12 protein-coding genes are annotated in these 12572 nt (G+C 57.6%); 5 read left to right on the top strand and 7 right to left on the bottom strand.

What is annotated here, in order from left to right; all coding sequences use genetic code 11:
- Positions 1-37: 37 nt before the first annotated feature.
- Positions 38-913 (top strand): undecaprenyl-diphosphatase UppP, encoded by an 876-nt coding sequence (uppP, locus tag QEV83_RS15330; RefSeq protein WP_280128556.1) that lies wholly within the window; start codon positions 38-40, stop codon positions 911-913.
- 2 nt (positions 914-915) lie between these two features.
- On the opposite strand, the gene fumC is transcribed toward uppP, so the two are convergent.
- The 3 genes from fumC to QEV83_RS15315 all read right to left on the bottom strand — a co-directional run bounded on the left by fumC (position 916) and on the right by QEV83_RS15315 (position 3269).
- Entirely contained in the window at positions 916-2319 is a 1404-nt protein-coding gene (gene fumC, locus QEV83_RS15325; RefSeq protein WP_280128555.1) for a class II fumarate hydratase, read from the bottom strand.
- 69 nt (positions 2320-2388) lie between these two features.
- On the bottom strand, positions 2389-2946 hold the full coding sequence (locus QEV83_RS15320) for a sigma-70 family RNA polymerase sigma factor (protein WP_280131097.1): 558 nt from the start codon (positions 2944-2946) through the stop codon (positions 2389-2391).
- A gap of 71 nt (positions 2947-3017) precedes the next feature.
- Positions 3018-3269 (bottom strand): NepR family anti-sigma factor, encoded by a 252-nt coding sequence (locus QEV83_RS15315; protein WP_280131096.1) that lies wholly within the window; start codon positions 3267-3269, stop codon positions 3018-3020.
- A gap of 300 nt (positions 3270-3569) precedes the next feature.
- On the opposite strand from QEV83_RS15315, the gene QEV83_RS15310 reads away from it, so the two are divergent.
- Positions 3570-4394, top strand: coding sequence for a response regulator (locus QEV83_RS15310; protein WP_280128554.1), 825 nt, complete (start codon positions 3570-3572; stop codon positions 4392-4394).
- 12 nt (positions 4395-4406) lie between these two features.
- Here the strand turns inward: QEV83_RS15310 and QEV83_RS15305 are convergent, their stop codons facing one another.
- The gene (locus tag QEV83_RS15305) at positions 4407-4943 is read right to left on the bottom strand and encodes a phage holin family protein (protein ID WP_280128553.1); all 537 of its coding nucleotides are present in this window, start codon (positions 4941-4943) and stop codon (positions 4407-4409) included.
- Entirely contained in the window at positions 4940-5539 is a 600-nt protein-coding gene (locus QEV83_RS15300) for a hypothetical protein (RefSeq protein WP_280128552.1), read from the bottom strand. Before QEV83_RS15300 ends, QEV83_RS15305 begins: the two co-directional genes overlap by 4 nt.
- 314 nt (positions 5540-5853) lie before the next feature.
- On the opposite strand from QEV83_RS15300, the gene QEV83_RS15295 reads away from it, so the two are divergent.
- Both QEV83_RS15295 and QEV83_RS15290 read left to right on the top strand, forming a co-directional pair.
- Complete coding sequence (locus QEV83_RS15295) at positions 5854-6342, top strand: ferritin-like domain-containing protein (protein WP_280128551.1); 489 nt, start codon at positions 5854-5856, stop codon at positions 6340-6342.
- A gap of 91 nt (positions 6343-6433) precedes the next feature.
- Positions 6434-6574, top strand: coding sequence for a hypothetical protein (locus tag QEV83_RS15290; protein ID WP_280128550.1), 141 nt, complete (start codon positions 6434-6436; stop codon positions 6572-6574).
- Positions 6575-6594: 20 nt separating this feature from the next.
- On the opposite strand, the gene QEV83_RS15285 is transcribed toward QEV83_RS15290, so the two are convergent.
- Positions 6595-7545: a PHB depolymerase family esterase gene (locus QEV83_RS15285; protein ID WP_280128549.1), complete on the bottom strand. Its 951-nt coding sequence runs from the start codon at positions 7543-7545 to the stop codon at positions 6595-6597.
- Between the two features lie 143 nt (positions 7546-7688).
- Positions 7689-9155, bottom strand: coding sequence for an HWE histidine kinase domain-containing protein (locus QEV83_RS15280; protein ID WP_280128548.1), 1467 nt, complete (start codon positions 9153-9155; stop codon positions 7689-7691).
- 298 nt (positions 9156-9453) lie between these two features.
- Here QEV83_RS15280 and polA point away from each other — a divergent pair, with 298 nt between their 5' ends.
- On the top strand, positions 9454-12522 hold the full coding sequence (polA, locus tag QEV83_RS15275) for a DNA polymerase I (RefSeq protein ID WP_280128547.1): 3069 nt from the start codon (positions 9454-9456) through the stop codon (positions 12520-12522).
- Positions 12523-12572 lie beyond the last annotated feature (50 nt).

Raw genomic sequence — 12572 nt, 5'->3', positions numbered from 1 at the left:
GCCGCGCGTTCCCCATACAAACTTCGGGAACCCATTGATGGCTTCTGCCTGCACTGAAGGGCTCGACACTGGTTTCGCTACGCTCGGTTACGCCAAAGTCGGCGTGCTCGGCATTGTTCAAGGCATCACTGAACTGTTGCCGATCTCATCGACCGCGCATATGCGGATCGTCCCGGCTTTTCTCGGCTGGCAGGATCCCGGGTCGGCGTTTTCGGCCGCCATGCAGGTCGCGGCACTCGCGGCCGTGGTGAGCTATTTCTGGGCAGATGTGCGCGGCTTTGCCGTGGGTTCCGTCGACGCCATCCGGCGGCGTGATTTTCAGGACTGGAATTTTCGTTTTGTTGTTTGGATCATACTCGCAACAATCCCGATCCTCATCGCAGGAGAATTGCTGAAACCAGTCCTCAACGCGTGTCATTCGCCGCTGCGGACTCTGACCGTCATCGGCATCGCTTGCATTGTCATGTCCGGACTTTTTGTCCTCGCCGAGATCTATTCAAGACCGAAGCGCACCCTCGAAAACACAACGCTTAAAGACGCGATGATCATCGGGCTTGCGCAAACCGGTGCCTTGATCCCAGGCGTATCGCGATCTGGCTCGACACTGACGGCGGCGCTCTTCAGGGATCTCACCCGCGAGGAAGCCGCGCGCTTTTCTTTTCTGCTCGGGTTGCCCGCGATTGCCGGTGCGGGACTAAAAGAATTGTGGGAGCTTCACAAGGCCCATCTCGACGCGCATGGCTGGTCAGTGCTTGCGTTTGGTCTTCTCATCGCATCCTTGTCGGCATTCGCCGCGATTTGGGGCCTGTTGCGCATACTCGAGCGATTTTCAACCTGGCCCTTCGCTCTTTACCGGGGGCTCATGGGAGTTTTCCTGCTCGCTTGCGTTTTCTTTGGCTGGCTGCCGAATTAGTTTCAGTCATCGGGCGCGAGCATCGCTTCCGGGCGCACCAGCGCGTCGAATTCCGCGGCGGTGACAAGACCGCTGCTCAGCGCCTCTTCCCGCAGGCTGGTGCCGTGCAGATGCGCGGCCTTAGCGATTTTTGCCGCGTTGTCGTAGCCAATCTTTGGCGCCAGCGCGGTGACCAGCATCAAGGACCGCTGCAACAGAAAAGCAATCCTCGGCTCGTCGGCATATAACCCCTCGACACAATGTTTGCGGAAACAATTCATCCCGCCGGCTAGAAGCGCGAGGCTTTCGAGGAAGGCAAAAGCGATAACGGGCTTATAGACATTGAGCTCGAAGTGGCCTTGCGAAGCAGCGAAAGTCATTGTTGACTGGTTTCCGAAGACGCGCGTGCACACCATCGTCAGCGCCTCCACTTGGGTCGGATTGACCTTGCCCGGCATGATTGACGATCCAGGTTCGTTTTCCGGCAGAATCAGTTCGCCGATTCCGCAGCGGGGGCCGCTCGCCGCAAATCTGATGTCGTTGGCAATTTTGAAGAGACTGGCCGCGATCGTGTTCAAGGCGCCATGCGCGAACAGCAGTGCATCATGCGCCGCCAGCGCCTCGAAGGTGTTTGGCGCTGGGACGAAAGGCAAACCGGTCAACGCCGCGATGCGTGCCGCGAAGGCCGCCGCAAAACCCTTCTTCGTGTTGAGCCCGGTACCAACCGCCGTGCCGCCCTGCGCAAGTCGATAGAGTCCCGGGACGGTGAGTGCGAGCCGCTCAAGGCCGTATTGGAGCTGCGCGGCATAGCCCGAGAATTCCTGCCCGAGCGTCACCGGAGTTGCGTCCTGAAGATGTGTCCTGCCAGTTTTGATGATCGCGGCAAAAGCCTCGGATTTCGCAGCAAGGGCGCCATGCAGCGCGCTTAAGGCAGGTTCCAGCACTTGCTTGATGTTGACGACAGCGGCGATATGGACGGCGGTCGGAAAACAATCATTCGACGATTGGCCGAGATTGACATGATCGTTGGGATGCACGGGTTTCTTCGTACCGCGCGGCGCACCGAGGAGTTCATTGGCGCGGTTGGCAATCACCTCATTGACATTCATGTTGGTCTGCGTGCCTGACCCCGTTTGCCAGACGACCAAGGGAAATTCCCCATCAAGTGCGCCAGTTTCGATTTCGCGGGCCGCAGCGATGATCGCCGAACATAAATGCTCCGGCAAAAGTCCGAGACTGTGATTGACCTCCGCGGCGGCCCGTTTCACCATCGCAAGGGCATGGATGATCGCGATCGGCATTTTTTCTGAGCCGATCGCGAAATGCAGACGAGACCGTTGGGTTTGCGCGCCCCAATAATGTTCAGCGGGCACCTCGATGGATCCAAGGCTGTCCGTTTCCGTCCGCGTCTTTCCGCGTTCATCCATATCGATCGAAACTCTTCCACGCGCGGCAGATGGGGAGAACCAGCGAAGCGGAAACAGCCGGCGAGGCGCCTATTCTCCGTCGCCGTGCGTTAGACGCTGCCCGAAGGCCACGGCGTCGATGGCTTGCCAATCGCCATCATGTCCGAAGTCCGTGCCCGACGTGATCGCCAGCATTTCGGCCAAGCGGATCCTGGCGCGATTCACCCGGCTTTTCATGGTCCCGATGGCGCAGCCGCAAACCCCCGCTGCTTCTTCGTAAGAGAGGCCAGACGCGCCAATCAAAATCAAGGCTTCGCGCTGGTCCGTTGGCAATTGTTGAAGCGCGGCACGGAAATCAAGCAGATCCATATGACCGCCTTGCGCCGGGGCGGTCGCCAGTTTCGCCGCGAAAGCTCCATCAGGATCGGCCACTTCGCGCCGCCGCTTGCGGTATTCCGAATAATAGATATTCCGCAAAATCGTGAAAAGCCAGGCCCGGAGATTGGTTCCCTCGACAAAAGAATCGATATTGCTCCACGCCTTGACCAAGGTTTCCTGAACGAGATCGTCGGCCCGATCAAGATTGCCGCAAAGGGAGACCGCGAAGGCCCGGAGATTTGGTATAACAGCCAGCAGATCCGCGGTCATTTGTGAGGTCGCGGCGTGTTTGTTCGGCGCCACCGCCGCCTCTACCTTCGGCACTTTCGATTGGACGACTGTCACATGCCATCCTTACTTGCACGCGATTCGAGCGAACCCTCAAGCTGCCGTAACAGATCTAGAAAGCGCCCTGGCACCGGCTGCGCCAATATGTCATCGTAGACACTTCGCAACTGCAAGCCGATTTGGTCAGAGATCTCAGGCTTCGACCCTGCATTTTTGGGGCAACGGCCGCCTATTTTCTCGTTAGCGGCGCCGCTTCCGGCAGGATGCTGTTGACCCGGGGTCTCGAATACCTTTATTCCCGCCACGGTGAGTGTTGAATTGTTAGATTTGGTCGGTTTTGTCACCGAGGCTTCCTCATAATGGCACTTTTCATGCGCTCGTCCCCATCAACCGTGCATCCCTCTGATGTCCGGCGCTTATTTGAACAGATAAATCAACCGTCTGCTTGGCTCGCATCCGAAAATGTCTATAACCAGCAAAAATGAACGCATCTGCGAGAAGATGGTTCCACCCGCCGGAACTTTATCGGGGCTTTGGTCATTATCCGATGGTTCCGCTAATCACTGATATGTCTATTCATCGCGCACTATGCAAAGGGTGCCTTCATGCCAATATCTCAAGCGATCTCCGCGCATATTCCGTATTTGCGCCGGTTTTCCCGGGCTTTAACGGGAACCCAGGCCGGGGGAGACGCCTATGTGCTTGCTACGCTCGAGGCGATTGTCGCGGATCCGGCCGAATTTTCAAAATGCGCCGAGCCAAAAATCGCGCTCTACCGCCTTTTTCTAAAAGTTTGGGGGACGGTGCCGGTCAATGACCATGTCGATCAGGCCTCGTTCACTGGCGATGAGGCAGGAGCCCACCGTAGTCTTGAAGCGATCACATTGCGGCCGCGAATCGCATTTCTCTTGAGTTCCCTGGAAGACTTCGACACTGCGGAAGTGGCGGGAGCCCTCGACTGCTCAACCGACGAGGCGGCCGGCCTGATTGATGCCGCGGGAAAAGAAATCGCGGATCAAATCCGCACCGATGTCTTGATCATCGAGGATGAGCCTTTCATTGCACTCGATCTTCAAAATCTGGTGGAAGAGCAAGGGCACCGGGTCGTCAATGTCGCGCGCACCCATCGCGAGGCCATCGATGCTGTCAAGCGCGACCGGCCGGGACTTATTCTCGCGGATATCCAACTCGCGGACGGCAGCTCGGGTCTCGAGGCGGTCAACCAAATTCTTGAAACGTTTTCTGTTCCGGTGATTTTCGTGACCGCCTATCCGGAACGGTTTTTGACGGGGACGCCGCCAGAGCCCGCTTTTCTGATCACCAAACCGTTCAAAACGGAGAGTCTGAAAGCGGTCATCAGCCAGGCGCTTTTCTTCGACCGCAAATCCCACCGCAAGGATGAGAACGAGAAAAATCACAGCCTCGTTTGATCGCGATACTGTTTACCGGCGGACCGGTTTTTCTTGGCCGATCATGCGGCCAATAACGATGCCCACGACCATTGCGAACGTAACCAGTGAGAAGGGCGTGAGCTGTCTGGCGGCTTCGGCGCCCGCCTCAAGCGCAAGACGCTCACGCTCCATGCCCGCGTCTTTTAAGATGGCGAGGAATGGTGCGACGCTTTTATCGATATTGTTCGCGAAATCAGAGATTTCCGGATCTGGTTCGCTGTCGTCTTGCATCGGTTTTACCCTCTCTGCGGCGAACAGCGTGCCTGCACGCCGACGGGTTTGACGTTTCGCCGAGTACAGAAAAAGAAGCGCGGCAAAAAGGTATATGCCCCCCAAGCCAAGTGCGGCATCGGCATTTCCGATCAAAGGTTCCAGAAACTCGTACAGCGATACGGTGATAAAGATCCAACTGACGAACAGACAGATCACCCCGAAAAGAACAAGCACGGCCTTTTGGATAAGGCGCGTGCTTGATTCGACAACCGGGGCCGTCGCTTCGCGAAGCAAACGGCTTATGAAGGCATTCATTTGCGCCCGCGGCTTACCAAGCCGACGATCAAGCCGACAACCATTGCGACAAGGACCGCCGCCAGGGGATTACGCTCAATCGTTGACTCCAAATCGGCGCTCGTCTCCGCCACGCGATCTTGCGCTTTGCTTGCCGTATCGGATATTTTTTGCTTCGCGTTATCGACCGCATCAACAACACTGCTCGACGTGGCAACGGTGTGTGAGCGAATAAATTCCGACACCGACGATGTGAGTTTCGTTACGTCGTCGCGGAGTGCCGCGAGATCAGCCGAGAAATCTTGAGTTGCTTCTTCCACAGGTTTAATGCTCGCCATCGCGATTCTCCATTTGCGGGTGGTTTCGTCTTTGACATGCGCTTGCCCCTCCTCATCCGATTGCGGGGGCGAAGCATTCGCATTTGCCATGATGTTCTCTAACTCCAGATCTGCAGATAAGTTGCTATTTGGGTTTGATTGGCTTTCGCCGTCCAGTGAGCCGCCTATCATCGATTCGTTTAGGATTTGCTCGATTCTCTCTACCCGTGTCGGGATCTGCCCGGGGCTAGGCTCCCCAGGGTTTACGACATCCGGATCGGTTATGGACGGCAGCGGCACATCTCCGGGGCTTTCGACCGGGGGCGGGGCTGGATCTGGCACGGGTATTTCCGGTGGTGGAGGCATGGTTCCCGGTGGATTGCCAGGCTCTGGGCCGGGGGGCTTGGGGACCTGCTGCGATCGTTCAAAATGTCTCAAAGTCATGTCCTCTCTCACGTCGGGCGCAGAGAATCGCCGCGCTTGATGTGCCCCGCCAACGTCCCTTGGCTTTGCGAGTTCCAAGCCAATGAGGAGAGATCAAAGCAGCCAAAACGGAACTTCCAGCATGTCCCCGCGTTGGCGGCCCACCATAGGATCCGCTTCAGGAGAGCCCCATGACGGTCAAATCAATGAATGATCTGTTTTTGCATACGCTCAAGGATATTTATTACGCCGAGAAACAGATCTATAAAAATCTGCCGAAAATGGCAAAGAGCGCTGAGTCCCAAGAACTCAAACAAGCCTTCGAAAAGCATCGTGACGAGACCGAGCATCAAATTGAACGTCTGGAGACCGTGTTCGAGCAGTGCGGTGTTGCCGCCCGCGCCATACGTTGCGAGGCGATGGACGGAATTCTGGCGGAAGCCAAGGAGGTCATGGAGGAAATCGAAGATGGTCAGGTTCAAGACGCAGGCATGCTTGCCGCGGCGCAGACTGTCGAGCATTATGAGATCGCCCGTTACGGCACGCTCATCGCGTGGGCCGATCAGCTCGGCATGAAGGATGCCAGCAAGCTTCTTCAGCAAACGCTCGATGAGGAAAAAAAGACGGATCAGCTACTCACAAAGCTTGCGGTGGCAAACGTCAATCAAGCAGCAGCATAGCCGCTCTCTGCAGTGATCTCGCAATGCGCCTTCGTAGGGTGCCGGGTTCGCAAAAGGAGCGGCGTGGTGAACTTAGATACGGAGGCGCAGCATGTTTGAGACAGCTCTCGCGATCACCGCCAACCCTGAGACGTGGCAGGGAACGGCTGATTTCCATAGTCTCTATATCCTGATCGTCAGCTTGGGTTTGGCTTTGATTGCCTTTGTGATTTTGATGCGCACGCGCTTCTAAGGCTCTCAAATCGTCAGACTTTAGGACCAGAGATTCGAAATCTGAAAACCGGTTTTACCATGGTTTTCCGCTGGCGGCTCTTCGGTATCGAGGGTTTGCCGAAGAAGCCCCCAAGATTTGGCGATCCGGAGGGTCGATGATATTTCAATATCCAGCCCAAACGGGGGATGTGTTCCCAGCGGTCCAGCCAGATTTTCCTCGATTGGCAGGCCATGCGCCATCCCATCGAAGCAATAATGCTCCACGACAACCATGCCCGCACCGTCGCGCCACGACAAGCGAAGCTGACCGTCCACTTCATCCTCCACGACACCAGCTTCGTTGACTTGATGGATATCGAGCCATTGCTGGACCAAGGCCGAGGCATTGGCGGGAGCGACCACGCCATCGAGATTGCCGTGCCAAATTGAAATTTTCGGCCATCTCTTCTGCCCGGGCGATGCCTGGCGAACCAGATTTCCCAACTCCCGTGACGAGTGGGCGGGTCCAAAAGCCATGGCCTTCATCGCATCGAGAGGTCCGAGCGCCGCACCGTATGGCAGGCCCGCGATGATTGTCCCGGCCGCGAACAAATGCGGATAGGCAGCCATCAGGGCGCAGGCCATGGCGCCTCCGGCCGAAAGCCCTGTCACAAACACACGCCCGGCATCGAGCTGATAGTCCTCCAACATGGTTTCGATCATCCCGCGGATCGAAGCAATCTCTCCCGTGTCGCTGCGAATGTGCTTTTCGACAAACCAGTTGAAGCAATTTTGCGGGTTGTTTCCACATTTCTGCTCGGGAAACAGGACGGCAAAGCCGTGTTTGCGGCCAAGTTCAGACCATCCGGTGGCCAAATCGAAATCCTTGGCGCTTTGCTGGCAGCCGTGCAATGCCACGACAAGCGCCGAGGACTTGGCCAATCCTGGTGGAACACAGGAAAACATCCCCAAATTGCCAGGATTCGCGCCAAACGCTGCTTGCTCTTCCATATTATTCTTCTCTTGCTTAGCGTGATCCGCCGCCCGCCGCTCGATAGGAGAACTGCGCCGGGGCCGCCTTGCGGCCATGTTTATGCCTGCCCCATTTTGTTTGCAATGCTGGGCTGCTCACATCGGCGCGAGGCGCTAGGGCGTTACCGCTCGATGTGAAGCGGAACCGCCATGCGTAAGCGAAAGCCCTCTGGCGCGAAATCAACTTTAACTTCCGCCCGGATTTGCTGCGAAAGCACCCGCTTCAAAAGCATCGATCCAAATCCGTCGCGGGACGGCGGCGCCACGGTTGGTCCCCCAAATTCGCTCCATTCGCACAAAAGCGAGCGTTCGCCGTCCTTCTCGGCCAAGCCCCATCCGACCTCGATCCGACCCTCCTCCCTGGAGAGCGCCCCGTGCCGGACCGCATTCGTCGTGAGTTCATGGACCGCCATCCCGAGCGGCACCGCAATCTGTGAAGGGAGATCCACGGCAGGTCCCGAGAGGCGAATTCGGAGGCCATGATCGTCTGAGTAAGGACCAAGCTCTTGGGTCAGCAATTGTTGGAAGGACACCGACTGGTGCAGTTGCTCTGTCATGACGGCATGAGTCTTCGCCAGCGACGAAATCCGCCCGGAGAATGCCTCTTGAAAATCCTCGATATTCGCGGATGACTTGGCGGTGGTGTTCATGACTCCTTGCACCGTCGCAAGGGTATTCCTGACCCGGTGATGCAGTTCCCGGATCAGCAGGGATTGCCTTTGCTCAGTCTTGACGTGATCGGTCACGTCATTGCCTTCGATAAAGATGCCCGTGACCTCGCCATTGACGCCCAGAATCGGCTGCGCGACAAAGTCGATGTAATGCTCCTCGATCTCGCAATCCGGTGCGTCTTGCAACAAAATACGCATCTTGCGGCCGACGTGAACTTCCCCGGTTTCGAAGATGCCTTTCAATATCCCCGGGTAGTCCTGGCCCTCCGTCTCAGGCAAGCCCTCGTGCAATGTCTTGCCGATGAGGTCACGTCCGCCCGCGAGCATCGAAAAGGCAATGTTGACCAATTCGAAAACAAGATCGGGACCGCGCAAGACACACATGAAACTCGGGGCCTGCATCACCAAACGGCGCAAATGGTGCACCGTCGCCAAAAGCGACTGATTGAGGACCTGGACCGATCCTGGAAGCGGAGCAGTGCTGTCGCGCGGCTCGATCCCCAGCGAAGGAATCTCCGCCAGGCCCCGCGGGTGCAGATCGGAAATATCTTGCGCGCTTTTGATGATATAAGCGACATTGCCGCTGGCGTCTCGCACGGGAATGTGGGTACAATTCCAAAGCCGCTCCTCATAGCGGCCATTGATCGTCACGGCGTGGGAAACTGCCGGAAGCACGTCGGCGATACCCTTGTCGCGGGCGCGCTCCAGCGACGCTTGCAAGAGCTTCCGGCTCTCCTCAGGCGCCGGAAACGCAACAAAAACATTGACCCCCATGAGCACGTCCCGCGCCCGCATCGTCGAGTCCAGAAAAGCTTGATTGACGGCGATGATGGTGAAATCGCGGTCCATCACCAAAAATGGCGCGGGCATGCACTCGAAAACGGCTTCAAAGTTACACTCCATCAGCGCTTTCACCATGCCGCTCCCGCAAATATTTTGTTCATTGGGACTCGGCCCAAACGTGGCGAAAAGCCAATGTCCTGCTTTAAGCAACTGGGTGCACGCACGGCAGCGGATGCTTGAGCATAAAGACGAAAACCGAACCCACCAGCCGCCCCGGTGCCAGGCGGCCGCCCCAAACAACGGCCGAACGGGGGCGATGGTTGCGTCGAATTCCGCCGCAGTGACTCTTTTGGCCCCTTTCCGCCCATGATAACACTTGTGCCGAAACTGCTCCGCTCACTTAACATGTCAAAACCCAATGACTATTGATCATATGTCCTCCACTCTGCGCCCCGTTCAGGCTGGCGACCATGTCTTCCTGGTTGATGGGTCGTCATTCGTTTTCCGGGCCTATTTTCAATCGATCCGGCAGGACGCGAAATATAATTATCGCTCCGACCGGCTGCCCACCGGGGCCGTGCGGCTGTTTTGCACAAAACTCTTTCAATTCGTGCGCGACGGGGCGGCGGGGATCAAGCCGACCCATCTCGCGATCATCTTCGATAAATCGGAAAATTCATTCCGCAAGGAACTTTACCCTCCTTATAAAGGAAATCGCTCGGAACCGCCGGAAGATTTGATCCCGCAATTCCCACTCATGCGCGCCTCCGTGCGGGCTTTTGGCCTCGCGCCGGTCGAGCAGGACCGCTACGAGGCGGACGATTTGATCGCAACCTATGCCCGCGAGGCACGCGCGCGCGGCGCCGACGTGCTGATCATTTCGGCCGACAAGGACCTCATGCAGCTGATCGAGCCGGGGGTCCATTTCTACGATTTCGAGACCTCGACCCAGGTGCTCAATGAGGACACCAATAAGAAACAAAAAGTCGTGCTTCGTGAGGAAAGATCGTTCGGTCCCGAAGAAGTTATCGAAAAATTCGGCGTGCCGCCCGAAAAAGTCGTCGATGTCCAGGCGCTGGCGGGCGATTCGACCGACAATGTGCCCGGGGCGCGCGGCATTGGTTTGAAGACCGCCGCGCAGCTCATCAATGAATATGGTGATCTTGAAACCTTGCTCGCCCGCGCAAACGAGATCAAACAGCCCAAACGCCGGGAAATCCTGACCGACCCGGAAAGCGTGGCATTGATCCAAGTCTCGAAACAACTCGTCACGCTCGTCCGCGACGTGCCGCTTGAAGTGCCACTGGATGATCTTCGCCTCAATATGCCTGACGGCAAGACACTCGTCGCTTTTTTCAAGGCGATGGAATTTACAACCATCACCAAGCGCGCTGCCGAGGCCTACGGGATCGATGCAAGCACAATCGAACCCGATCCGGCGTTCGCGGGACGCGCCGCCTGGCGCGGGCGTGACGGCATGGCGCTCGGCGAGGCGCCGGTTGCGGACCAAGAATCCCCACCGCCAAGCATGGATGCCAGAACGCCCAAACGCAATGCCCGCTACGGCGTGCCGATGCAAAAGCCCAGCATCGCCACCGGTCCCGGCCAACTCGCCGAGGCACGCGCCGCCGAGGCGCGGGCGCAAACCTTCGATACCAAAAGCTATGAAACCATTTTGAGTTTCGAACAACTCGAACCCTATATCGCCGCCGCGTTCGAGGCGGGCGCAATCTCCATCGATACGGAAACATCGTCGCTGCAACCCATGCAGGCCGAGCTCGCCGGCATCTCCCTTTGTGTCACGCCGGGTCATGCCTGTTACATTCCGCTGCGCCACAGACAAGAAGGGAGCGGCGATCTCTTCGGCGGCAACGATCTTTTGCCGGGGCAATTGCCGGAAGCGGAGGTGCTGGCGCGGCTGAAACCGCTTCTCGAAGACGCCAGCATCCTCAAAATCGCGCAAAACATGAAATATGATTGGCTCATTTTCAAGCAGCGCGGCATCGCGGTGACGCCCGTCGAAGACACCATGCTTTTGTCCTATGTGCTGGATGCGGGCCGTACCGATCATGGGATGGATGTGCTCAGCGAAACTTATCTTGGCCACAAGCCGATTCAATTTGGCGAGGTTGCGGGCTCTGGCCGCACGTTCATTGGCTTTGCCCGCGTTGCCATCGACAAGGCCACCGAATATTCGGCGGAGGATGCCGATGTCACCCTGCGTCTGTGGCGAGTCTTAAAGCCGCGCCTTCCCGCCGAACACATGACGCATGTGTATGAGACGCTGGAGCGGCCGATGATCGAGGTTTTGGCGCGCATGGAAGAGCGTGGCATTATGATCGACCGCGCCATCTTGGCAAAACTGTCCGGCGAATTCGCGCAGGACATGGGCCGGCTTGAGAGCACGATCCACGAATTGGCGGGCGAGCGTTTCAATCTCGGCTCGCCAAAACAGCTTGGCGATATTCTCTTTGGCAAAATGGGCTTGCCCGGCGCCAAAAAGACCGCGACGGGCGCGTGGTCGACCGCCGCTGGCGTCCTCGACGATCTCGCCGAGCAAGGCAATGACCTTGCTGCCCGCATTCTCGATTGGCGTCAGCTTTCGAAACTTAAATCGACCTACACCGATGCCCTGCCCTCTTTCGTCGACTCGTCGACAGGTCGCGTCCACACCTCCTATGCGCTCGCCGCGACGACGACCGGCAGGCTGTCCTCATCTGATCCGAACTTGCAAAATATCCCCGTGCGCAATGAAGCGGGCCGGAAGATTCGCCGCGCCTTTATCGCGCCCGAAGGGCACAAACTGATCTCCGCGGATTATTCGCAAATCGAACTGCGGCTGCTCGCCCATATCGCCAATATTCCGCAGTTGAAGGCGGCCTTTGCCGAAGGTCAGGATATTCACGCAACGACCGCTTCGGAAATGTTCGGCGTGCCGGTTAAAGGGATGCCGCCGGACGTGCGGCGCCGCGCCAAGGCGATCAATTTCGGCATCATCTATGGCATCTCGGCTTTCGGTCTCGCCAATCAGCTCGGCATTCCGCGCGAGGAAGCGGGCGCCTATATCAAGCGCTACTTCGAACGCTTTCCGGGCATTCGCAGCTATATGGATCAAACGAAAGCCTTCGTGCGCGAAAAGGGCTATGTCACCACGATTTTCGGGCGCAAATGCCACTATCCGCGCGTGACAGCCTCAAACCCCTCCGAGCGCGCCTTTAATGAGCGCGCCGCGATCAACGCGCCGCTGCAAGGCTCCGCCGCCGATATCATCCGCCGCGCCATGGTGCGGATGGACGCGGCGTTACAAAAAGAAAAGCTCGCCGCCCGCATGCTCTTGCAGGTGCATGACGAACTCGTGTTCGAGGCGCCAGATTCCGAAGTCGAAGCGACGATGCATGTGGTGCGCAAGATCATGACCGACGCGCCGCATCCGTTCATTCAACTCGCGGTGCCTCTGCAGGTCGATGCCAAGGCCGCACAGAACTGGGACGAGGCGCATTGACAGGAGCCGGAGCTTAGGAGGTTTAGTAGCTTCCGCTTCCGACCAAAGGG

It is taken from the genome of Methylocapsa sp. D3K7, assembly GCF_029855125.1.
GTDB lineage: Bacteria > Pseudomonadota > Alphaproteobacteria > Rhizobiales > Beijerinckiaceae > Methylocapsa.
Note: the sequence above shows the minus strand (reverse complement) of the source record. Positions and strands in the feature narration are given on the sequence as shown.